The 22,600-nt window shown below is 62.2% G+C and carries 23 protein-coding genes and 1 tRNA gene; 23 read left to right on the forward strand and 1 reads right to left on the reverse strand.

The window, feature by feature from the left end; translation table 11 throughout:
• Nucleotides 1-2: 2 nt before the first annotated feature.
• The 20 genes from tpiA to FHW64_RS10920 all read left to right on the forward strand — a co-directional run bounded on the left by tpiA (nucleotide 3) and on the right by FHW64_RS10920 (nucleotide 17,315).
• The gene (gene tpiA / locus FHW64_RS10825; protein ID WP_184525844.1) at nucleotides 3-761 is read left to right on the forward strand and encodes a triose-phosphate isomerase; all 759 of its coding nucleotides are present in this window, start codon (nucleotides 3-5) and stop codon (nucleotides 759-761) included.
• Between the two features lie 38 nt (nucleotides 762-799).
• On the forward strand, nucleotides 800-1,234 hold the full coding sequence (gene secG / locus FHW64_RS10830) for a preprotein translocase subunit SecG (RefSeq protein ID WP_184525846.1): 435 nt from the start codon (nucleotides 800-802) through the stop codon (nucleotides 1,232-1,234).
• 119 nt (nucleotides 1,235-1,353) lie between these two features.
• Nucleotides 1,354-1,438, forward strand: a tRNA-Leu gene (locus FHW64_RS10835).
• Between the two features lie 58 nt (nucleotides 1,439-1,496).
• Nucleotides 1,497-1,856 (forward strand): NADH-quinone oxidoreductase subunit A, encoded by a 360-nt coding sequence (locus tag FHW64_RS10840; protein ID WP_088956239.1) that lies wholly within the window; start codon nucleotides 1,497-1,499, stop codon nucleotides 1,854-1,856.
• Between the two features lie 15 nt (nucleotides 1,857-1,871).
• Nucleotides 1,872-2,351, forward strand: a complete 480-nt coding sequence (locus FHW64_RS10845) for an NADH-quinone oxidoreductase subunit B family protein (RefSeq protein ID WP_012748606.1) — start codon at nucleotides 1,872-1,874, stop codon at nucleotides 2,349-2,351.
• A 13-nt stretch (nucleotides 2,352-2,364) separates the two neighbouring features.
• Nucleotides 2,365-2,973: an NADH-quinone oxidoreductase subunit C gene (locus tag FHW64_RS10850; RefSeq protein ID WP_184525848.1), complete on the forward strand. Its 609-nt coding sequence runs from the start codon at nucleotides 2,365-2,367 to the stop codon at nucleotides 2,971-2,973.
• Nucleotides 2,973-4,226, forward strand: coding sequence for an NADH-quinone oxidoreductase subunit D (locus FHW64_RS10855; RefSeq protein ID WP_184525850.1), 1,254 nt, complete (start codon nucleotides 2,973-2,975; stop codon nucleotides 4,224-4,226). Before FHW64_RS10850 ends, FHW64_RS10855 begins: the two co-directional genes overlap by 1 nt.
• Nucleotides 4,227-4,234: 8 nt before the next feature.
• Nucleotides 4,235-4,765, forward strand: coding sequence for an NAD(P)H-dependent oxidoreductase subunit E (gene nuoE / locus FHW64_RS10860; RefSeq protein ID WP_184525852.1), 531 nt, complete (start codon nucleotides 4,235-4,237; stop codon nucleotides 4,763-4,765).
• Nucleotides 4,765-6,105 carry an NADH-quinone oxidoreductase subunit NuoF gene (gene nuoF, locus FHW64_RS10865; RefSeq protein ID WP_409350610.1) on the forward strand — a complete coding sequence of 447 codons (1,341 nt, stop codon included), beginning with the start codon at nucleotides 4,765-4,767 and terminating at the stop codon, nucleotides 6,103-6,105. Before nuoE ends, nuoF begins: the two co-directional genes overlap by 1 nt.
• Nucleotides 6,106-6,129: 24 nt before the next feature.
• Nucleotides 6,130-8,280, forward strand: coding sequence for an NADH-quinone oxidoreductase subunit NuoG (gene nuoG, locus FHW64_RS10870; protein ID WP_184525856.1), 2,151 nt, complete (start codon nucleotides 6,130-6,132; stop codon nucleotides 8,278-8,280).
• The gene (gene nuoH, locus FHW64_RS10875) at nucleotides 8,277-9,353 is read left to right on the forward strand and encodes an NADH-quinone oxidoreductase subunit NuoH (RefSeq protein WP_184525858.1); all 1,077 of its coding nucleotides are present in this window, start codon (nucleotides 8,277-8,279) and stop codon (nucleotides 9,351-9,353) included. Before nuoG ends, nuoH begins: the two co-directional genes overlap by 4 nt.
• Before the next feature lie 5 nt (nucleotides 9,354-9,358).
• Nucleotides 9,359-9,901, forward strand: coding sequence for an NADH-quinone oxidoreductase subunit NuoI (gene nuoI, locus FHW64_RS10880; protein ID WP_184525860.1), 543 nt, complete (start codon nucleotides 9,359-9,361; stop codon nucleotides 9,899-9,901).
• Between the two features lie 35 nt (nucleotides 9,902-9,936).
• Nucleotides 9,937-10,584 carry an NADH-quinone oxidoreductase subunit J gene (locus FHW64_RS10885; RefSeq protein ID WP_184525862.1) on the forward strand — a complete coding sequence of 216 codons (648 nt, stop codon included), beginning with the start codon at nucleotides 9,937-9,939 and terminating at the stop codon, nucleotides 10,582-10,584.
• Entirely contained in the window at nucleotides 10,581-10,889 is a 309-nt protein-coding gene (gene nuoK / locus FHW64_RS10890; protein WP_088956248.1) for an NADH-quinone oxidoreductase subunit NuoK, read from the forward strand. The genes FHW64_RS10885 and nuoK overlap by 4 nt, the downstream gene beginning before the upstream one ends.
• 8 nt (nucleotides 10,890-10,897) lie before the next feature.
• On the forward strand, nucleotides 10,898-12,922 hold the full coding sequence (gene nuoL, locus FHW64_RS10895) for an NADH-quinone oxidoreductase subunit L (protein WP_184525864.1): 2,025 nt from the start codon (nucleotides 10,898-10,900) through the stop codon (nucleotides 12,920-12,922).
• A gap of 26 nt (nucleotides 12,923-12,948) precedes the next feature.
• Nucleotides 12,949-14,424, forward strand: a complete 1,476-nt coding sequence (locus FHW64_RS10900) for an NADH-quinone oxidoreductase subunit M (RefSeq protein WP_184525866.1) — start codon at nucleotides 12,949-12,951, stop codon at nucleotides 14,422-14,424.
• Nucleotides 14,425-14,448: 24 nt separating this feature from the next.
• Nucleotides 14,449-15,936, forward strand: a complete 1,488-nt coding sequence (gene nuoN, locus FHW64_RS10905) for an NADH-quinone oxidoreductase subunit NuoN (RefSeq protein ID WP_184525868.1) — start codon at nucleotides 14,449-14,451, stop codon at nucleotides 15,934-15,936.
• A gap of 9 nt (nucleotides 15,937-15,945) precedes the next feature.
• Nucleotides 15,946-16,248 (forward strand): DUF2818 family protein, encoded by a 303-nt coding sequence (locus tag FHW64_RS10910; protein ID WP_184525870.1) that lies wholly within the window; start codon nucleotides 15,946-15,948, stop codon nucleotides 16,246-16,248.
• A gap of 10 nt (nucleotides 16,249-16,258) precedes the next feature.
• The gene (locus FHW64_RS10915) at nucleotides 16,259-16,873 is read left to right on the forward strand and encodes an NUDIX domain-containing protein (RefSeq protein ID WP_184525872.1); all 615 of its coding nucleotides are present in this window, start codon (nucleotides 16,259-16,261) and stop codon (nucleotides 16,871-16,873) included.
• Between the two features lie 7 nt (nucleotides 16,874-16,880).
• Entirely contained in the window at nucleotides 16,881-17,315 is a 435-nt protein-coding gene (locus FHW64_RS10920; protein WP_184525874.1) for a DUF1178 family protein, read from the forward strand.
• Nucleotides 17,316-17,355: 40 nt separating this feature from the next.
• On the opposite strand, the gene FHW64_RS10925 is transcribed toward FHW64_RS10920, so the two are convergent.
• The gene (locus FHW64_RS10925; RefSeq protein ID WP_184525876.1) at nucleotides 17,356-19,140 is read right to left on the reverse strand and encodes an ABC transporter transmembrane domain-containing protein; all 1,785 of its coding nucleotides are present in this window, start codon (nucleotides 19,138-19,140) and stop codon (nucleotides 17,356-17,358) included.
• A 75-nt stretch (nucleotides 19,141-19,215) separates the two neighbouring features.
• On the opposite strand from FHW64_RS10925, the gene FHW64_RS10930 reads away from it, so the two are divergent.
• The 3 genes from FHW64_RS10930 to FHW64_RS10940 are packed head-to-tail and all read left to right on the forward strand — an operon-like array spanning nucleotide 19,216 to nucleotide 22,584.
• Nucleotides 19,216-19,770 (forward strand): MarR family winged helix-turn-helix transcriptional regulator, encoded by a 555-nt coding sequence (locus FHW64_RS10930; protein ID WP_184525878.1) that lies wholly within the window; start codon nucleotides 19,216-19,218, stop codon nucleotides 19,768-19,770.
• Nucleotides 19,751-21,241, forward strand: coding sequence for an efflux transporter outer membrane subunit (locus tag FHW64_RS10935; RefSeq protein WP_184525880.1), 1,491 nt, complete (start codon nucleotides 19,751-19,753; stop codon nucleotides 21,239-21,241). Before FHW64_RS10930 ends, FHW64_RS10935 begins: the two co-directional genes overlap by 20 nt.
• A gap of 29 nt (nucleotides 21,242-21,270) precedes the next feature.
• A complete protein-coding gene (locus tag FHW64_RS10940) occupies nucleotides 21,271-22,584 on the forward strand; it encodes an HlyD family efflux transporter periplasmic adaptor subunit (RefSeq protein ID WP_184525882.1) in 1,314 nt (437 codons plus the stop codon).
• The last annotated feature ends 16 nt before the right edge of the window (nucleotides 22,585-22,600 follow it).

Consider the following 22,600-nt stretch of genomic DNA (forward strand, 5'->3'; position numbering starts at 1 on the left):
ACATGACGGAAATGAAAAAGAAGAAACTGATTGCGGGCAACTGGAAGATGAACGGCAGTCTCGTTGCCAACGAGGCGCTGCTCAGCGCCTTGCGGCAAGGGATCGGCGCGCCAGCTTGCGATGTCGCGGTGTGTGTTCCGGCGCCGTATCTGGCGCAGGTTCAGGCGCTTGTGTCGGGATCGGCCATCGAGGTGGGCGCCCAGGACCTTTCTGCGCAACCTCAAGGCGCGTTCACGGGTGAGCAGTCGGCTGCAATGCTGAAGGAATTTGGGGTGCGTTACGTGATCGTGGGGCACTCGGAGCGGCGGCAGTACCACGGCGAGACCGACGAACTGGTCGCCGCGAAGACTGCGGCAGCGCTCGCCAATGGCCTGACGCCCATCGTGTGCGTGGGCGAAACGCTGGCGCAGAGGGAGGCCGGGGAGACTGAGGACGTGGTCAAGCGACAGCTTGCCGCGGTCATTCATGTCAACGGCCATTGCATCAGCGAGATCGTCGTTGCCTACGAGCCCGTCTGGGCCATTGGCACAGGCAAGACCGCAACGCCAGATCAGGCGCAGGCGGTGCATGCCCTGCTGCGCGCCCAGCTCCATCACGCGGCAAACGAGCACGCGGGCGGCATCCGGATCTTGTACGGTGGCAGCATGAATGCTTCCAATGCAGCCGAGCTGCTTGCCCAGCCTGATATCGATGGCGGGCTCATTGGTGGCGCTTCGCTCAAGGCCCCCGACTTTCTGCAGATCATTGCCGCCGCTCACTGACGAGTTGCGGGCATCAAAAAATTTAGGAGTTAGAACGAATGAACTTGGTCCTCAATATCCTGGTCGGCGTGCAGATGCTTGCGGCGCTTGCCATGATCGGCCTGATCCTGGTGCAGCACGGCAAGGGAGCCGACATGGGTGCGGCCTTCGGCAGCGGCAGTGCGGGCAGCCTGTTTGGCGCCAGCGGCAGTGCGAATTTTCTTTCTCGGTCCACGGCGGTTCTTGCTGTCGTGTTCTTTGCCTGCACGTTGGTGCTGGCCTATTTCGGCCATGCACGCCCTCAGGGTGGAAACACCTTGCTCGAGCGCGCCGCCGTTGGTGCCCCAGCTCCCGCACCGGCGCCCGCCACCGCGCCATCCGGTTCTGCGGCGGAAGTTCCTGCTGGCAGCGCGCCTTCGGCGCCTGCGACGAGCGCCCCTGCACCAGCCTCCACGGCACCTGCCGGGGGTGCCAACCAGATTCCGAACAAGTAATCTGACGAAACTATGCTTGCCGAGTGAAAACGGCAGTTTTTCAGGGTAAACTCTAAAGCTGTTCCGGAAAGCCAAAAGCCTGTTGAAGGTTCCTCATGCCATCCGGACAGACAAAAACCGCGGTCGTGGTGAAATTGGTAGACACGCTATCTTGAGGGGGTAGTGGCGAAAGCTGTGCGAGTTCGAGTCTCGCCGACCGCACCAAATCTCACCGGCAGGAATCCTGCTTCCTGCCGGTGTCAAGCGGTGATAGAGCCCCCTGATGAACCTCGATTCCTACCTCCCCGTCCTGTTGTTCATCCTGGTCGGTGTCGGTGTCGGCGTCGCACCTCAGGTTCTGGGTTACATCCTCGGCCCCAATCGGCCCGACACCCAAAAAAATTCCCCCTATGAATGCGGCTTCGAGGCTTTCGAAGACGCTCGGATGAAGTTCGACGTCCGGTACTACCTCGTCGCAATTCTCTTCATCCTCTTCGATCTCGAAATCGCCTTTCTCTTTCCGTGGGCCATCGCGCTCAAGGAGATTGGTGCTGTCGGCTTCTGGGCGATGATGATTTTTCTCGCCATCCTCGTCGTGGGCTTTGTCTACGAGTGGAAAAAGGGTGCGCTCGACTGGGAATGACAAGGAATCCCGAAAATGGCCATTGAAGGCGTCATGAAGGAAGGCTTCGTCACCACGACCTACGACTCGGTGGTGAATTGGGCCAAAACCGGATCTCTGTGGCCCATGACCTTTGGTCTTGCGTGCTGCGCAGTCGAGATGATGCATGCGGGTGCGGCTCGCTACGACATCGATCGCTTCGGTATGCTGTTTCGGCCTAGTCCGCGGCAGTCTGATCTGATGATTGTTGCCGGAACGCTGTGCAACAAGATGGCGCCAGCGCTGCGCAAGGTGTATGACCAGATGCCGGAGCCGCGTTGGGTCCTCTCGATGGGTTCATGCGCGAACGGTGGCGGTTACTACCACTACAGCTATTCGGTTGTTCGTGGATGCGATCGCATCGTGCCGGTCGATGTCTATGTGCCGGGTTGCCCGCCGACTGCCGAAGCGCTTCTGTATGGGGTGATTCAGCTCCAGCAGAAGATTCGGCGTACCAATACGATTGCGCGCGCCTGAAGAGCAAAAGACGATGACCGACTTTGCCATTTCTCCAGAGGCGCTCCAGACCCAGATCACCGAAACGCTTGGCTCCAAGGCGAAGAGCGTCACGGTCTCGCTTGGCGAGGTGATGGTGGTTGTTGGGGCGTCCGACTATCTTTCTGCTGCCGCGCTGCTGCGCGATGCGCCTGGCTGCCGTTTCGAGCAGCTCATCGACCTTTGCGGCATGGACTACTCCAGCTACCGTGACGGCGAATGGGATGGCGAGCGGTTCTGCGTTGTGTCCCATCTGTTGTCCGTGAGTCTCAATCAGCGCGTACGCCTCAAGGTGTTCGTGCCCAACGAGGATCTCCCGGTCGTCGATTCGCTCACGAGCATCTGGAACAGTGCGGGTTGGTTCGAGCGCGAGGCCTTCGATCTCTACGGCATCGTCTTCGAAGGTCACGATGACCTGCGGCGTCTTCTGACCGACTATGGATTCATCGGTCATCCTTTCCGCAAGGATTTTCCGGTCTCCGGTCACGTCGAGATGCGCTACGACGCGGAGCAGAAGCGCGTCATCTATCAGCCGGTGACCATCGAGCCGCGTGAGATCACGCCGAGGGTCATTCGCGAAGACAACTACGGCGGACTCCACTGATGGCCGAAATCAAGAACTACACGCTCAACTTCGGGCCGCAACACCCGGCGGCGCACGGCGTCCTGCGCCTCGTGCTCGAACTGGATGGCGAAGTCATCCAGCGTGCCGACCCTCATATCGGTCTTCTGCATCGCGCAACCGAAAAGCTTGCGGAGACGCGCACCTTCATTCAGTCGCTGCCCTACATGGATCGTCTCGACTACGTGTCGATGATGAGCAATGAACATGCGTACTGTCTCGCAATCGAGCGGCTCCTGGGTCTCGAAGTCCCGATTCGCGCGCAGTACATCCGCGTGATGTTCGCGGAGATCACGCGCCTGTTGAACCATCTGCTGTGGCTGGGCGCACATGGTCTGGATTGCGGTGCGATGAACATGCTCATCTACTGCTTCCGCGAGCGCGAAGATCTGTTCGACTTGTATGAAGCCGTGTCGGGCGCACGCATGCATGCGGCGTATTTCCGTCCGGGTGGCGTCTATCGCGATCTGCCGGATTCGATGCCGCAGTACAAGGCCAGCAAGATCAAGAACGCCAAGGCAATCGAGAGGCTCAACGAGAACCGTCAGGGTTCGATGCTCGACTTCGTCGACGACTTCTGCAAGCGCTTCCCGAAGATGGTCGACGAGTACGAAACGCTGCTCACCGACAACCGGATCTGGAAGCAGCGGACGGTCGGGATCGGCGTCGTCTCGCCGGAGCGCGCGCTGAATCTGGGCTTTACAGGGCCGATGCTCCGCGGCTCTGGCATCGAGTGGGATCTGCGGAAGAAGCAGCCCTACGACGTGTATGACCGCATGGAGTTCGACGTGCCCGTCGGCCGCACCGGCGACTGCTATGACCGCTACCTCGTTCGTGTCGAGGAAATGCGGCAGGCCAACCGCATCATCCAGCAGTGTTCCGCATGGCTGCGATCGAATCCGGGCCCTGTGATCACCGACAACCACAAGGTGGCTGCGCCTCCGCGTGAATCCATGAAGGCGAACATGGAGGAGTTGATCCACCATTTCAAGCTCTTCACCGAAGGCTTCCATGTGCCGGAAGGCGAGGCGTATGCCGCCGTCGAGCACCCGAAGGGTGAATTCGGCATTTACCTCGTGAGCGATGGCGCAAACAAGCCCTATCGCCTCAAGATTCGTGCGCCAGGCTTCCCGCATCTGGCAGCGCTCGACGAAATGTCGCGCGGCCACATGATTGCCGACGCGGTCGCCGTGATCGGCACGATGGACATCGTGTTCGGCGAGATTGATAGGTAAGCGAACCCATGACTTCCGACACCACCCACCGCGAACAGGCGCCGCTGCCCGAGGCGACGCTTGCTCGTTTTGCACGCGAGGTCGCCAAGTACCCGCCCGCCGGCAAGCAGTCGGCAGTGATGGCCTGCCTTGCCATCGTGCAGCAGGATGACGGCTACATCAGCGAACTGCGTGAGCGCGAGATCGCGGACTACCTTGGCATGGCTCCGATCGCTGTCCACGAGGTCACCACGTTCTACAACATGTACAACCAGCGGCCGGTGGGCAAGTTCAAGCTCAACGTCTGCACCAACCTGCCGTGCCAGCTGCGTGACGGCGCGGTGGCGCTTGCACATCTTGAGAAAAAGCTCGGCATCCAGATGGGCGAGACCACGGCCGATGGCTTGTTCACGCTGCAACAGAGTGAATGCCTCGGCGCTTGCGCCGATTCGCCCGTGATGCTGGTCAATGACCGTACGATGTGCAGCTTCATGAGCAACGAGAAGCTCGATCAGCTCATCGATGGCCTGCGCGATTCGACATCGAAGGGAGCGCAATGATGTCGCCCGAACAAGTGCTGTCGCAGTTCCAGGCGACCGGTGTTCAGACCTGCTTTCATGACCGCCACATTTCGCCCCAGATCTACGCAGGTCTGAACGGTACGAACTGGCGTCTGGCTGACTACGAGGCGCGCGGCGGCTATAAGGCACTGCGCAAGATCCTGACCGAAGGACTCACGCCCGACCAGGTGATCGCCGAAGTCAAGGCGTCGGGTCTCCGCGGTCGCGGCGGCGCCGGTTTCCCTACCGGTCTCAAGTGGAGCTTCATGCCCCGGCAGTTCCCGGGGCAGAAGTACCTCGTCTGCAATTCCGACGAGGGTGAGCCGGGTACGTGCAAGGATCGGGACATCCTGCAATTCAATCCGCACATCGTGATCGAAGGCATGGCCATTGCCGCGTATGCGATGGGCATCAGCGTTGGCTACAACTACATCCACGGCGAGATCTTCCAGACCTACGAGCGCTTCGAGGAAGCCCTGGAGGAGGCGCGCGCTGCCGGCTATCTCGGCGACGCGATCATGGGTAGTACCTACAACTTCCAGTTGCATGCTGCGCATGGCTTTGGTGCTTACATCTGCGGTGAGGAAACTGCGCTGCTGGAGTCGCTCGAAGGCAAGAAGGGTCAACCGCGCTTCAAGCCGCCGTTCCCGGCGAGCTTTGGCCTCTACGGCAAGCCCACCACGATCAACAACACCGAGACCTTCGCGGCGGTGCCCTGGATCATCAACAACGGCGGGGCCGCTTATCTCGAGTGCGGCAAGCCGAACAACGGCGGCACCAAGATCTACTCGGTCAGCGGTGACGTCGAGCTGCCGGGTAACTATGAAGTGCCGATGGGCACGCCGTTCTCTAAGCTGCTCGAACTGGCGGGCGGCGTCCGCAAGGGTCGGCAACTCAAGGCGGTGATCCCGGGTGGGTCTTCGGCCCCCGTCCTGCCTGCTTCCATCATGATGGAATGCACCATGGACTACGACTCGATCGCCAAGGCGGGTTCGATGCTCGGTTCCGGCGCGGTCATCGTGATGGACGACAGCCGCTCGATGGTCGAGTCACTCAAGCGCCTGTCGTACTTCTACATGCACGAATCCTGCGGCCAGTGCACGCCGTGCCGCGAGGGCACCGGCTGGCTTTGGCGCGTGGTGGATCGCATCCACAACGGCCGCGGCAAGCCCACTGACATGGATCTGCTGAATTCGGTCGCCGACAACATCCAGGGCCGCACCATCTGCGCGTTGGGCGATGCAGCGGCCATGCCGGTGCGGGCCATGATCAAGCACTTCCGCCACGAGTTCGAAGCCCTGGTTCCGGGCTACGTCCCGAAGGCTCCCGCCAAGGCCTGAAAGCGCAAGAAGAACACAACACATATGGTTGAAATTGAACTTGACGGGAAGAAGGTCGAAGTGACCGAAGGCAGCATGGTCATGCATGCAGCCGAAAAGGCGGGCACCTACATCCCGCACTTCTGCTATCACAAGAAACTCAGCATCGCGGCCAACTGCCGGATGTGCCTCGTCGACGTCGAGAAGGCGCCGAAGCCGATGCCGGCCTGCGCCACGCCGGTGACGCAGGGCATGATCGTCCGCACCAAGAGCGACAAGGCGATCAAGGCCCAGCAGTCGGTGATGGAGTTCCTGCTGATCAACCATCCGCTGGATTGCCCGATCTGCGACCAGGGCGGTGAATGCCAACTCCAGGATCTCGCCGTTGGTTACGGTGGTTCTTCTTCCCGCTACGAAGAAGAGAAGCGTGTCGTCTTCCACAAGGATGTTGGCCCGTTGATCAGCATGGAGGAAATGAGCCGCTGCATCCACTGCACGCGCTGTGTCCGTTTTGGCCAGGAAGTGGCCGGCGTGATGGAGCTCGGCATGTCGAATCGCGGCGAGCACTCCGAAATCGAAACCTTCCTCGGTGACTCGGTGGATTCGGAGCTGTCGGGCAACATGATCGACATCTGCCCGGTGGGTGCGCTCACGAGCAAGCCCTTCCGCTACAGTGCCCGCACTTGGGAACTGTCGCGTCGCAAGTCGGTGAGCCCGCACGATTCAACTGGCGCGAACCTCATCGTGCAGGTCAAGAACAACCGCGTGATGCGTGTCGTTCCCCTCGAAAACGAAGACGTGAACGAGTGTTGGATTGCCGACCGCGATCGCTTCTCGTACGAGGCATTGAACGGCCCCGAGCGTCTGGCGCAGCCGATGCTCAAGCAAGGCGGTCAGTGGCAGCAGGTGGACTGGCAGACGGCGCTGGAATACGTTGCCAATGGTCTCAAGCAGATCAAGGCAGATCACGGCGCGCAGAGCATTGGCACGTTGGTCAGCCCGCACAGCACGCTCGAGGAACTGCATCTGGCCAAGCTGCTTACCAATGGTCTGGGCAGCGACAACATCGACTACCGTCTGCGCAACGCTGAGTTCGCACCGGTCGAAGGCGTTCGCTGGCTCGGAACGTCGATCGCCTCGCTGTCGCAGTTGCAGCGTGCGCTTGTGATCGGCACCAATCTTCGCAAGGATCACCCGCTGTTTGCCCAGCGGATCCGCCAGTCTGTTCGGAAGGGCGGCGTGCTGAATGCGGTGACCTCGCAGGCGCTTTTTGCCGACGACGATGCATGGGCGATGCCGGTTGCGAATGCGATTCGCGTGGCGGCCGACGGCTGGGTCGATGTGCTGGCGCAGATTGCCTCCGCAATCGGCGAAAGCAAGGGCACGAGCGCCCCCGTCGCAGCCAACGGCTCCCCGAGCGATGCGGCCAAGGCGATTGCCGTCTCTCTGCTCGATGGTGAACGCAAAGCCATCCTGCTCGGCAATGCGGCTGTCCATCACGCGCAGGCAAGCACCTTGCTGGTTCTGGCCAACTGGATTGGCGCACAAACTGGCGCGAGCGTCGGATTCCTGACTGAGGCGGCCAACACGGTGGGCGCGCAAGTTGCGGGAGCTTTGCCGAAGTCCGGCGGACAGAACGCGGCCCAGATGTTGGCTGGCGGTCTCAAGGCTGCGCTGCTACTCAACAACGAGCCGGTATTCGACTCGGCTGCAGGAGAGTCCGCGGTTGAAGGTCTTGCTCACGCCCAGATGGTCGTGACGTTGAGCCCGTTTAAGGCCAACCTCGAGTTCAGCGATGTGCTGCTGCCGATCGCTCCCTTTACCGAAACTGCCGGGACCTTCGTGAATGCCGAAGGGCGGGTGCAGAGCTTCCATGCGGTCGTCAAGCCCTTGGGTGAGGCGCGCCCGGCGTGGAAAGTGTTGCGCGTTCTGGCCAATCTGCTGGGCTTGCCTGGCTTCGGGTTCGAATCTTCGGCGGATGTCCTCTCCGACATCGGCGCCTCCACGGAAACGGTCGCGGCTAAGCTGAGCAATGTCACGTCGGTGCAGCCGGCTGCAGATGCTGTGGCGCAAGCTGCACCTGCTGTGGCCAGCATCTATCAGCTTGACTCGATCGTTCGTCGCGCGCCGTCGCTACAACTGACCGCCGACGCTCGTCGAGCGCAGGCTACCGTGGCAGAGGAGGTGCTCGCATGATCGACGCACTGCACGGCTTCGGAGCCGGCCTCGTGTCCGCTGGTTGGTGGACGGGGATCATCTGGCCCATCATCTGGACGTTGATCAAGATCGTGGTTGTCGTTGCGCCGCTGATGGGCGCGGTTGCCTACCTGACCCTTTGGGAACGCAAGGCCATCGGCTTCACGCAGATCCGCATCGGCCCCAACCGGATCGGACCACTGGGTCTGCTCCAGCCCATCGCTGATGCGCTCAAGCTGCTGACGAAGGAAATCATCCTTCCTACGGTCGCGAACAAGGGCCTTTTCCTGCTGGGCCCGATCATGACGATCATGCCGGCGCTGGCCGCCTGGGCCGTGATCCCGTTCGGCCCGGAAGTCGCGCTCGCCAACATCAATGCCGGTCTGCTTTTCGTCATGGCCATTACCTCGCTCGAGGTTTATGGCGTGATCATCGCGGGATGGGCATCGAACTCGAAGTACGCCTTCCTCGGCGCGCTGCGTGCGTCCGCCCAAATGGTGAGCTATGAAATCGCGATGGGCTTCTGCTTCGTCGTGGTGCTCATGGTTTCGGCCAGCCTCAACATGACCGACATCGTGATGGGGCAGGGCAAGGGCCACTTCGCTTCGATGGGCGTCGGCTTCCTGTCGTGGAACTGGCTGCCGTTGCTGCCCATCTTCCTCGTGTACTTCATCTCCGGTCTGGCTGAAACCAACCGCCATCCCTTCGACGTCGTCGAAGGTGAATCGGAGATCGTCGCGGGCCACATGATCGAGTACTCGGGCATGAGCTTCGCCATGTTCTTCCTGGCCGAATACGCCAACATGTGGCTGGTCTCGATCCTCTGTGTGGTTCTGTTCCTGGGCGGCTGGTTGCCTCCGTTCGAGTTCCTCTCGTTCATCCCGGGCTGGATCTGGTTGGGCCTCAAGACCTTCTGCGTGGTCACCATGTTCCTGTGGGTCCGCTCGACTTTCCCGCGCTTCCGCTATGACCAGATCATGCGTCTGGGCTGGAAGATCTTCATTCCGGTCACGCTGGTGTGGCTGGTCGTGGTCGGCGCGTGGATGCAGACCCCGTTCAACATCTGGAAGTAATCGCCATGTCTGCGCAAACCACCAGCGCGCTTGCGCGCTCACCATCGAGTACGGCCCAGCCGTTTTCGCTCAAGGACTTTCTGCGCAGCTTCATGCTGTTCGAACTGTTCAAGGGCCTGGCTATCACTGGCAAGTACGCGTTCAGCCGGAAGATCACCGTCCAGTTTCCGGAAGAGAAGACGCCGCTGTCGCCGCGCTTCCGCGGGCTTCATGCGCTTCGCCGATACGAGAACGGCGAAGAGCGGTGCATCGCCTGCAAGCTGTGCGAAGCCGTCTGCCCGGCCCTGGCGATCACGATCGAATCCGACGTGCGTGACGACGGTTCCCGCCGCACTACGCGCTACGACATCGACTTGACCAAGTGCATCTTCTGCGGATTCTGTGAGGAAAGCTGCCCGGTCGACTCGATCGTGGAAACCCACATCTTCGAATACCACGGGGAAAAGCGCGGCGACCTGTACTTCACCAAGGACATGCTCCTTGCCGTGGGTGACCGCTACGAAAAAGAAATCGCTGCCAACAAGGCAGCAGACGCCAAGTACCGCTAAGCGGTCTGGCCCGAACCTCGCAACGAATTCGACCCATGGACGTCAAGACCGGTCTGTTCTATCTGTTCTCCGCGGTGCTGCTGTTCGCAGCCTTCCGCGTGATCACCGCGCGCAACCCCGTGTATGCCGCGCTCTATCTCGTGCTGGCCTTCTTCCAGGCTTCGGCAATCTGGCTGCTGCTGCGCGCCGAGTTTCTGGCGATCTCGCTTGTCCTCGTTTACGTCGGTGCGGTGATGGTGCTGTTCCTGTTCGTCGTGATGATGCTGGACATCAACGTCGACAGTCTTCGAGAGGGCTTCTGGCGACACTTCCCGCTCGCTGCCGGCGTCGGTGCCCTTATCGCTCTTGAAATGGCTGCGGTCCTGATGGGCGGCTTCCGCCTCGCTGCGCCGAAGAATCCGCTTGCGACCGGCCCCGACACGTCGAACACCCTCGAACTCGGCAAGCTCCTCTATACCGACTACCTGTATCCGCTCGAGATTGCGGCGGTGATCCTGCTCGTTGCCATCGTCGCGGCGATCGCGCTCACGCTGCGTACCCGCAAGGACAGCAAGTACGTCAACCCGGCAGACCAGGTCCGGGTGAAGGCGCGCGACCGCGTTCGCATCGTCCAGATGCCCGTGACTCGCGCGGCGCAACCTGTTGCCGAAGAACAAGCGGCACCTGCGGAGACCAAGGCATGACGCTCACGCTCGGACACTTCCTCTCGCTGGGCGCGATGCTGTTCGCGCTTTCCGTGATCGGCATCTTCCTCAACCGGAAGAACCTCATCGTTCTGCTGATGTGCATCGAGCTCATGCTCCTGGCCGTCAACATGAACTTCGTCGCCTTCTCGTATTTCCTTGGCGACATGCACGGCCAGATCTTCGTGTTCTTTATCCTGACGGTCGCAGCGGCCGAGTCGGCGATCGGTCTGGCGCTGCTCGTTCTCCTGTTCCGCAACAGGTCGAACATCAACGTCGACGAACTCAACGCGCTCAAGGGTTAAGGATCATCATGAGCGCAACACTTTCTGCATCCACGCTGCTGGCCGTTCCGCTGGCTCCCCTGGTCGGCTCCGTCTTCGCGGGCCTGTTCGGCACGAAGTTCGGTGGCGACCACCTCGGCCGCCGCATCACCCATTCGCTGACCATCCTCGGCGTACTCGTGGCTTTCATCATCTCGGCCATGACACTGAAGAGCGTCGTCGTCGACGGCGCCCACTTCAACGAGACCATCTACGAGTGGATGACGGTCGGCGGCCTCAAGATGGAAATTGGCTTCCTCATCGACGGCCTGACAGCCATGATGATGTGCGTCGTGACTTTCGTCTCGCTGATGGTTCACATCTACACCATCGGCTACATGTCGGATGACGACGGCTACAACCGTTTCTTCTCCTACATCTCGCTGTTCACCTTCTCGATGTTGATGCTCGTGATGAGCAACAACATGCTCCAGCTCTTCTTCGGCTGGGAAGCAGTGGGCCTTGTGTCTTACCTGCTGATCGGCTTCTGGTTCAACAGGCCAACCGCGATCTTCGCGAACCTGAAGGCCTTCCTGGTCAACCGCGTGGGCGACTTCGGCTTCATTCTCGGCATCGGCCTGATCGCCGCATACTCGGGTACGCTGAACTACGGCGAAGCGTTCTCGAAGGCCGACGAACTGGCGAAGATTGCTTTCCCGGGTACCGAGTGGATGCTCATCACGGTGATCTGCATCTGCCTGTTCATCGGTGCGATGGGCAAGAGCGCGCAATTTCCGTTGCACGTCTGGCTGCCAGATTCGATGGAAGGTCCGACGCCGATCTCCGCGCTGATTCACGCGGCAACGATGGTGACCGCCGGGATCTTCATGGTGGCGCGCATGTCGCCGCTGTTCGAGCTCAGTGACACGGCCCTGAGCTTCGTCCTGGTGATTGGTGCGATCACGGCGCTCTTCATGGGCTTCCTGGGCATCATCCAGAACGACATCAAGCGTGTCGTGGCCTACTCGACGCTTTCGCAGCTCGGCTACATGACCGTGGCGCTCGGCGCGTCGGCGTACTCGGCTGCGGTGTTCCACCTGATGACGCACGCCTTCTTCAAGGCGCTGCTGTTCCTCGGCGCAGGCTCGGTGATCATCGGTATGCACCACAACCAGGACATCCGCCGGATGGGTGGGTTGCGGAAGTACATGCCGATCACCTGGATCACATCGCTCATCGGCTCGCTTGCGCTGATCGGCACGCCGCTGTTCGCGGGCTTCTATTCCAAGGACACGATCATCGAAGCGGTGCATGAAAGCCACCTCTGGGGTTCCGGCTTTGCCTATTTCGCGGTGCTCGCCGGCGTGTTCGTGACGGCCTTCTATTCGTTCCGGATGTACTTCCTGGTGTTCCACGGCAAGGAGCGATACGACCAGAATCCGGACGCGCACCATGATGCGCACGACGATCACCATGGCCACGACGATCATCATGGTCCGCACGAGTCGCCGTGGGTGGTGTGGCTGCCGCTGGTGCTGCTCGCCATCCCGTCGGTCGTCATCGGGTTCATGACGATCCAGCCGATGCTCTATGGCGACTTCTTCAGTGGCGCGATCTTCATCGACGAGACCAAGCACGAGGCGATGAAGGAGCTGGCCGAGGCATTCCATGGCCCGCTGGCGATGGCACTCCACGGCTTGACCGCAGCGCCGTTCTGGCTCGCACTCGCAGGCGTCGTGCTGTCCTGGTACATGTATCTCGTGAACCCGGCGCTGCCGGCGGCGATCAAGCGTGCCTGCGGTCCGATCTACCGCGTGCTCGACAACAAGTACTACATGGACTGGTTCAACGAGAACGTAATTGCCCGCGCGACACGTGCCCTGGGCACGGGTCTCTGGAAGGGCGGCGACCAAGGCGTCATCGATGGCGCCATCGTCAACGGCTCGTGGAAGTTGGTCGGCCGTGTTGCCGGTGCCGTGCGCTGGCTGCAGTCGGGCTACATCTATCACTACGCATTCGCGATGCTGCTCGGCATCTTCGTGCTGATGTCGTACTTCGTCTGGTTTAAACGGTAAGCGGCTCTCGCTGGAGAAAAACAAAAATGGGTCTGTTGAGCCTTGCCATCTGGATGCCGATCATTGTCGGCGCCGTGCTATTGGCCTTCGGTCGTGACAGTCAGGCGACGCTGGTGCGCTGGATCGCTCTCGTCGGTTCGATTGCGAGCTTCCTCGTCACGCTGCCGCTCTACGCACGCTTCGATACCAGCACCGCCGCGATGCAGTTCGTCGAGAAGACGAGCTGGATCGAGCGCTTCAACGTCAACTACCACGTTGGTCTGGACGGTATCTCGTTCTGGCTGGTGCTGCTGACCGCGTTCATCACGGTCATCGTGGTGATCTCGGCGTGGGAAGTGATCACCGAGCGCGTCAACCAGTACATGGGCGCATTCCTGATCCTGTCCGGATTGATGATTGGCACCTTCGCCGCGCTTGACGGGATCCTGTTCTACACGTTCTTCGAGGCCACGCTCATCCCGATGTACCTGATCATCGGTATCTGGGGTGGTCCGAACAAGATCTACGCGGCGTTCAAGTTCTTCATCTATACGCTGCTCGGATCGCTGCTGATGCTGGTCGCGCTGATCTACCTGTACAACAAGTCGGGTGGCAGCTTCGACATCCTGACGTGGCACAAGCTGCCTCTGGAGGCGACCACGCAGACTTTCCTGTTCTTTGCGTTCTTCGCGGCGTTCGCAGTGAAGGTGCCGATGTGGCCGGTCCACACTTGGCTGCCGGACGTCCACGTCGAGGCGCCGACAGGCGGTTCGGCAGTGCTGGCAGCCATCATGCTGAAGCTCGGTGCCTACGGTTTCCTGCGTTTCTCGATGCCGATCGCGCCCGATGCCTCGCATGAGTGGGCCTGGTTCATGATCACGCTGTCGCTGATCGCCGTGATCTATGTTGGTCTCGTCGCACTGGTCCAACAGGACATGAAGAAGCTGGTCGCGTATTCGTCGGTGGCTCACATGGGCTTCGTGACGCTAGGCTTCTTCATCTTCAACGAGCTCGGCGTTTCGGGTGGCATCGTTCAGATGATCTCTCACGGTTTCGTGTCGGGCGCCATGTTCCTATGCATTGGCGTGCTGTACGACCGGGTGCATTCGCGCCAGATTGCCGACTACGGCGGCGTGGTCAACACGATGCCCAAGTTCGCTGCATTCGCGCTGCTGTTTGCCATGGCCAACTGCGGTCTGCCCGGAACGGCCGGCTTCGTCGGCGAGTGGATGGTGATCATCGGTGCAGTCAAGTCGAACTTCTGGCTCGGCCTCGGTGCTGCGACCGCCCTGATCTTCGGCGCTGCCTACACGCTGTGGATGTACAAGCGGGTGTACCTCGGCGCGCCTGGCAACGATCATGTTAAGGAACTGAGCGACATCGGGTCGCGCGAATTCCTGATGCTGGCATTGCTGGCGATCGCGGTGCTCTGGATGGGCATCTATCCCAAGCCCTTCACCGACGTGATGAATACGTCCGTCGCTGAACTGCTGCGCCACGTGGCCGTTTCCAAGCTGCCCTAAATCCAAGCTGAACAAGAGAACGAGATGATTGACAAACTCAGCTGGATGGCGATCTACCCAGAGGCGGCGCTGCTCATCGCGGCATGCGTCATCGCGCTGGTGGATCTGTCCACCACCAGCCCCCGCCGTACGGGCACTTACGTGCTGACGCTGTTGACGCTGGCCGTGATCGCAGTGCTCACCGGATTCAACGCCGCCAGCGGCAAGACCATCTACGGATTTGGCGGGATGGTCGTGAGCGACCCGATGGGCAACTGGCTGAAGTGCTTCGCGACGCTGGCGCTGATGGTCACCCTGGTCTACGGTCGGCCGTATGCAGCCGATCGTGGGATGCTGCGCGGTGGTGAGATGTTCACCATGAGCATGCTGGCCCTGCTGGGCATGTTCGTGATGATTTCGGGCAGCAACTTCCTGGTCCTCTACCTTGGCCTGGAGCTGTTGACGCTGTCGAGCTATGCGCTGGTCGCACTGCGCCGCGACAACGCCGTGGCGAGCGAAGCAGCGATGAAGTATTTCGTCCTCGGCGCGATGGCCAGCGGCTTCCTGCTCTATGGTCTCTCGATGATGTACGGCGCGACTGGCTCGCTCGACATCAACGAGGTGTTCAAGGCGATTGCGAGCCGCCAGGTCAATCACCAGGTGCTCGTGTTCGGTCTGGTCTTCATCGTCGCCGGTCTGGCGTTCAAGGTTGGTGCCGCGCCGTTCCACATGTGGGTACCTGACGTCTATCAGGGCGCCCCGACGGCCATCACTTTGATGATCGGCGCGGCCCCCGAGCTGGCCGCCTTTGCAATCATCATCCGTCTGCTGGTGGAAGGCCTGCTTCCGCTCGCCATCGACTGGCAGCAGATGCTGACCCTCCTGGCAATCGCGTCGCTGCTGGTCGGCAATCTCGCGGCCATCGCGCAGACGAACCTCAAGCGGATGCTGGCCTATTCGACCATTGCGCAGATGGGCTTCATGCTGCTTGGTCTGGTGGCGGGCGTTGTCAACGGCAATACGTACAACGCACAGTTTGCCTACAGCGCCGCGATGTTCTACATCGTGACCTACGTGCTCACCACGCTCGCGAGCTTCGGGATCATCCTGCTGCTGGCGCGCGAAGGCTTCGAAAGCGAAGAGATCACCGATCTCGCTGGTCTGAACCAGCGCAGTCCGCTGTATGCCGGGGTGATGGCGATTGCCATGTTCTCGCTGGCCGGTGTGCCGCCGCTGGTTGGCTTCTACGCCAAGTTCGCGGTGCTCCAAGCGCTGATCGCGTCGGGTCAGGCGATGCATATCGCGCTGGCTGTCTTCGCGGTGGTGATGTCGCTGATCGGCGCGTTCTACTACCTGCGCGTCGTCAAGGTCATGTACTTCGATGCACCGCTGACGGCGACAACGGTGTCGGCGCCGCAGGACGTCCGTGCTGTGCTCACCCTCAATGGCGCGCTGATCCTGATCCTTGGGATCCTGCCCGGTAGCCTGATGACGCTTTGCGCACAGGCGATCGTGGCAACGCTGGCGAGCTGATTCGACTCCGTGTCTCAGGGCGCCTCGGTCTGGGTGGTGCTGCTGGTTGCGTTGCTGGCAGCGAACCTCCCGTTCTTTACCGAGCGCGTACTTGGGTTGATCTCGCTGTCTGGTGCGAGGAAGTCACTGGCGATCCGGCTCGGTGAACTGGTGCTGCTCTACTTTGTTGTTGGCGGTATCGGACTGCTCTTCGAGCGCCGCGTAGGGCAGATCGCGCCTCAGGGATGGGAGTTCTACGCCGTCACGGCGGCCCTTTTCATCGTTCTGGCGTTCCCGGGATTCACGTGGCGCTACCTGTTGAAGCATCGGTGAAGGAAATCGCATGACCTCGAAGACCCCTGACGGCGCTGACACGCACCTCCGAGAGGAATGCACGGCTAGCGAGGTGTTGTTCCAGGGGAACTTCCTCCGTGCCAAGCGCGATACCGTCAGGCTGCCGGATGGCCACTTGGCGACGCGAGAGTATGTGGTGCATCCGGGCGCGGTCGTGGTCGTTCCGCTGCTGGACGACGGGCGCCTTGTGCTTGAGCGTCAATACCGCTATCCGATCGGTCACGTAATGACCGAATTTCCCGCCGGAAAGCTCGATGCCGGCGAAGATCCGCTGCTGTGCGGCCAACGCGAGCTCCTTGAGGAAACCGGCTACACCGCGCGCGAGTGGGCGTACGCCGGTGCCATGCACCTTGCGGTGGCGTATTCAACCGAAATCATCCATATCTATTTCGCTCGTGGCCTTTCGCTCGGAGCGCGTCAGCTCGATCACGGCGAGTTCCTCGACGTGATCACCGCGACACCCGAAGAAGTGCTGGCCTGGTGCCGCGATGGGATCGTGACCGACGCGAAGTCCCAGACTTGTGCGCTCTGGCTGCAGAACGTCCTTTCGGGCGCATGGACGCTCAACTGGCAGTTGCCCGCGCCGTTCAACGCGGCAGGATAATGGCCGGATGAAGGTCCTCAACCTCCAATGCGCGCATGCCCACGGCTTCGAGGGCTGGTTCGCGTCCCACGAAGAGTTCGAGAGTCAGCTCGCGAGTGGGCTGGTCGAGTGTCCTCTGTGTGGCGACAGGAAAATCACGAAGCTGCTTGCGGCGCCCCGCTTGAATCTGGGCAGCTCCAAGCCGGCCGAACCCCAGGCGGCGTCCACAGAAGGCGATTCGCCTGAAGGCCGTTGGCTCCAGGCTGTGCGCAAGGTCATCGCGCAAACCGAAGATGTCGGAGACCGTTTCGCCGACGAGGCCCGGAAAATGCACTACGGCGAGGCCGAAGAGCGAGGCATCCGCGGCCAGACTACCCGAGAGCAAGCCCAAAGCCTGCTCGACGAGGGCATCCCGGTGTTTTCGCTCCCGTTGCCCCCGGCGCTCAAGGAAACCCTGCAGTAGCGTCGCGGGGCGGCGCTCGGCCCGAACTGCCAGCCTGTCTTCAGGCCACGAATTGGAGCGCCGCGAGTCGCGCATAGACCCCGTTCTGCGCAACCAAGCTGGAGTGGGTTCCTTGCTCGATGATCCCACCGTGATCGAGCACCACGATGCGATCGGCCTTTTGTACGGTCGCGAGTCGGTGGGCGATGACGATCGTGGTACGCCCGGACATCGCCGATTCAAGGGCAGCCTGCACCATGCGTTCGCTTTCCGCATCGAGTGCGCTGGTGGCTTCGTCGAGCAGTAGCAGCGGAGGATTCTTCAGCATGGCGCGCGCGATCGCGATGCGTTGCCGCTGGCCGCCGGACAGCCGCACTCCGCGCTCGCCCAGGAACGTGTCGTATCCCTCGGGCAGGGCGCGCAGGAAGTCATCGGCGAAGGCTGCCTTTGCCGCCGCGCGGACTTCCTCGGCCGTCGCGTCTGGCCGGCCGTAGCGGATGTTCTCGAAGGCGGTCGCCGAGAAGATGACCGCATCCTGCGGGACGAGCCCGGTCCGTGTACGTAGCTCGTCGAGCGACAGCGCGCCGAGCGGAGCACCGTCCAGCGAGATGCTTCCTGACTGCGGATCGTAGTAGCGCAACAGCAGCTGGAACACCGTACTCTTGCCGGCCCCGCTGGAGCCGACCAGTGCCACGGTTTCGCCGGGCGCGATCGTGAGGTCGAAATTGCGCAGCGCCGGAACGCCGGGGCGGGAAGGGTAGTGGAAGGTCACCGATTCGAAACGGACCGAGCTTCCTCCGTTGGAAACAGGCGCCTTGACGGGTGCGGCGGGTGATTCGATCACCGACCTCGCATGAAGCAGTTCCATCAGTCGCTCCGTCGCGCCAGCCGCGCGCAGCAGATCGCCGTAGACCTCGCCGAGCACAGCCGCGGCGCTCGCCAGGATGATCACGTAGACCACGGTTTGTCCCAGGTGGCCGGCGGTGATGTCGCCGCGCAGCACCGCTTGCGTGCCCTGATAGAGCCCCCATAGCAGCGCGGCGGACGTCGCGATGATGATGAATGCGACGAGGATGGAGCGCGCCTTCGTGCGGCGTACGGCGGTGTGGAATGCGCTGTCCGTCGACGCGTCGAAGCGGGCCGCTTCGCGCGCTTCCGCGGTATAGCTTTGGACGACCGGTATGGCGTTGAGCACTTCGGCTGCGATCGCGCTTGAGTCCGCCACGCGGTCCTGGCTGGCGCGCGACAGCTTGCGCACGCGCCGGCCGAACCACATGCTTGGCAGCACCACCAGCACGAGGATGCCTAGCACCTGGATCATGACGTAGGGATTGGTCCAGACCAGCATTGCGAGCGCGCCCACGCCCATCACCGCGTTGCGCAGCCCCATGCTGAGCGACGAGCCGACGACGGTCTGCACCAGCGTCGTGTCGGCGGTCAGGCGTGAGAGCACTTCCCCAGTCTGCGTGGTTTCGAAGAAGACCGGACTCTGGCGCAGCACGTGTGCATAGACGGCGTTGCGCAGGTCGGCCGTAACGCGCTCGCCGAGCCAACTCACGGTGTAGAACCGCGCCGCCGAGAAAAGCCCGAGCGCCACGGCGACGGCGAAGAGGGCGACGAAGTGTTCACGCAGCGCCATGGTCTGGGCACCCTTGTCGCTGGAGATCAGCCCGCCGTCGATGAGGCTTCGCAGCGCGATCGGGAAGACCAACGTCGTGACGGCGGCAAGCACCAGAAATATCCCGGCCAGGATGATCTGGATGCGATACGGCCTAAGAAAGGGCGCCAGCCCGGACAGAGACTTCGGGGAGCCTTTGCCGGGCCGGGTGGAATCGGAGGAAGCCATGGCGCGATTCTAGCTAACGCTTGCCCACTCAAAGGTCGCCTTGACAATAATTGCCGGGGCAACTAATATTCAGACATGTCTGAGTCCAAGAGCCCCGAGTACACGCTGGCAGAGTCGCCTTCCGGCGAGCCGCGCGCCGTCAAGGCGTTCTACAAGGCCGAAAACTACCGTTCGGAAGACAGCATCGGCTACCTGATGCGCCGAATCATGACGGCGGTTGGCCAGTCCGTGGAATCGCTGATGTGCGAGCCTGGCAGCCCGACCTACCCGCAATGGGTGCCGCTGCACAAGCTTCATATGGGGCAGGCCACCACCGTGGCCGAACTGGCGCGCGAGTGCGAACTCGACACCGGCGCCATGACCCGCCTTCTGGACCGTCTCGAGGCCAAAGGTCTCTGCCGCCGCGTTCGCTCGGTGTCCGACCGCCGAGTCGTCAACATCGAACTCACGGACGAAGGTCGTGCCGCCGCCAAACAAGTACCGCATTTGCTCTGCCGCGTGCAGAACGAGCACCTCGCCGGATTTTCCGACGAGGAATGGGAGCAGCTGAAGAGCTATCTGCGCCGCATTCTTGATAACGCTCAGGCCATCTCGGCCCGAAAAGAAAAAAATGACTCATCTTCTTCCTGAAGGCGCGTTGCGCCGAACCACTGCAGTCGCGACCGCCGTGTTCGCCCTGGCGTTGGCCGGATGTGCCGACATGGGCAGCATTTCGTCGCAGGCCAAGCTGCGTGATGCCGACTCGCTCGGCCTCACGGCCCCGGCGTCGCAGCCTGCAGCCGCACCTGCTGCTCCGGCGCTCGACAGCCAATGGTGGCTTGCCTTTGGAGATGCCCAGCTGAATGGGTTGATCGCGCAGGCGCTGGAAGGCAATCCGAATCTGCAGGTCGCCCGCGCGCGGCTCGCACGCGCGCAGGCAGCTGTGACCGTGGCCCAGGCCAATGACAAGCCGCAGATCAGCGGTTCGCTCGACCTCACGCGCCAGAAGTTTTCCAACAACTACATCTACCCGGCACCGCTTGGCGGTTCGATCCAGGAGGTCGGCACGTTGCAGATCTCTGGCAGCTGGGAGCTCGACTTCTTCGGCAAGAACCGCACTGCGATCGAGTCCGCCATCGGCAGCGCCAACGCCGCCGCCGCGGATGCCGATGCGGCACGCGTGCTTCTTGCCAGCAACGTCGCGCGCGGCTATGTGCAGTGGGCACGTCTGCAGGATCGCCTTGCCGTTTCGAACCGCACGCTCGCGCAGCGCGAAGAGACCTTCAAGCTCGTGCGCGACCGCGTTTCCGCCGGGCTCGACACTCGCCTGCAGTTGAAGCAGAGCGAAGGCGGCCTGCCCGAGGCGCGCCAGCAGATCGAGGCGCTCAAGGAACAGATCGAGATCGCGCAGCATGCGCTCGATGCCCTCGTTGCCAAGCCGAACGCCACGCAGGGCCTCGTTCCGCCGGTGCTCGCCAACATGAAGCCGATCGCGCTTCAATCGACGATCCCGGCCGACCTGTTGGGCCGGCGCGCCGATATCGCGGCTGCGCGCTGGCGCGTGGAAGCCGCCACCAGCGACGTGGCGAATGCCAAGACGCTCTTCTATCCCAATGTCAATCTCGTGGCTTTCGCCGGCCTGCAGAGCATCGGTTTCGACAACCTGTTGAAGTCCGCCAGTCAGGAGTGGGGCGTCGGTCCTGCGGTGCGCCTGCCGATCTTCGAAGGTGGTCGCCTGCGCGCCAACCTGCGCGGCAAGTCGGCCGACCTCGATACCGCGGTCGAGAGCTACAACGCGACCGTGGTCGATGCGGTGCGCGACGTCGCGGACCAGATCTCCAGCGTGCAGTCGGTCGCGCGTCAGCAAGTGCAGCAGCGCGAGGCGCAAGATGCTGCGGAAGCCGCGTATGACATCGCGGTGCAGCGCTACAGCGCTGGCCTCGGCACCTACCTCGACGTGCTCACGGCCGAAGTCACCGTGCTGGCACAGCGGCGCGATAGCGTGGACCTCGCTGCACGCGCCCTCGATTCGCAGGTCGGCCTTGCACGCGCCCTGGGTGGCGGCTGGCAACCTGAAGACACAAAGACCGCTGCGGCCGGCTCCGCCACCGCGCACAACTGAATATCGTTTCGTAATCGAAAGACATCGCCATGGAAAACAACAACGCCGCCAACCCTGCCGCTCCGGCTGGAGCCGCAGCAGAAGCACAGGGTTCTAACAACAAGCGTCGCCGCGCACTGACCGCGCTGGCCGCGGCCGTCGTGGTCGTGGGCGCCGGCTGGGGCGGGTATGAATGGCTGGTCGCTAGCCACTACGAGTCGACCGACAACGCCTACGTGCAGGGCAACGTCATCCAGATCACGCCGCAGATCGGCGGCACGGTGATGGCGATCAACGCCGACGACACCGACTTCGTGAAGGCCGGGCAGCCACTGGTGCAGCTCGATCCTTCCGACGCCCGCGTGGCGTTCGAACAGGCTGAGGCAGCGCTGGCCCAGGCGGTTCGCCAGGTCCGCACGCTTTACGTCAACAACGCATCGCTGGCGGCGCAGGTTTCGCTGAAGCAGGCCGACATCGTCCGCGCGCAAAGCGACATCGCTCGTGCGCAGGATGACCTGAAGCGCCGTCAGGCGCTCGCAGGCGGCGGAGCAGTGTCGAAAGAAGAGCTGAATCACTCCGAAACCGCGCTGGCCAACGCCAAGAGCGCGCTGGCAGCCGCACAGGCGGGCGCACTCGCCGCGCGCGAGCAACTGTCGAGCAACCAGTCCCTCACCGAAGGCACGAGCGTCGATCAGCACCCGAGCGTGCAGGCCGCCGCCGCCAAAGTGCGCGAAGCCTTCCTCGCGATGCAACGTGTCGGGATGCCCGCGCCGGTTGACGGTTACGTCGCCAAGCGCACTGTGCAGCTCGGCCAGCGCGTGAGTGCCGGCACGCCGATGATGTCGATCGTGCCGCTCAACCAGCTCTGGGTCGATGCCAACTTCAAGGAAGTGCAACTGCGCAACATCCGCATCGGCCAGCCGGTGAAGCTCACCGCCGACCTGTACGGCAAGAAGGTCGAATACACCGGCCATGTGCAGGGCCTCGGCGTCGGCACCGGTGCGGCCTTCGCGCTGCTGCCGGCGCAGAACGCGACCGGCAACTGGATCAAGGTGGTGCAGCGTGTGCCGGTGCGCATCGCGCTCGACCCGGAACAGCTCAAGGCCAACCCGCTGCGCGTGGGCCTGTCGATGGACGCCGAGATCGACGTTCGCGACAAGGACGGCAAGATGCTCGCCGATGCGCCGCGCGGCGACGCAGCCACGGCGCAGACGCAGGTCTACAGCAAGCTCGAACTCGGCGCCGATGCCGAAGTGGCGCGCATCATCGCTGCCAACATCGGTCATGACGTTCCGCAGAAGGCGCCTGCTGCGAACGGCACCAAGCCGGCCGCCCCGGCCTCTTCGCCGGCCCAACCCGGTTGATCGATCGGGTTCGCGC

The sequence above is a fragment of the Variovorax sp. Sphag1AA genome (assembly GCF_014192575.1).
In the GTDB taxonomy this organism is placed as follows: domain Bacteria; phylum Pseudomonadota; class Gammaproteobacteria; order Burkholderiales; family Burkholderiaceae_C; genus Variovorax.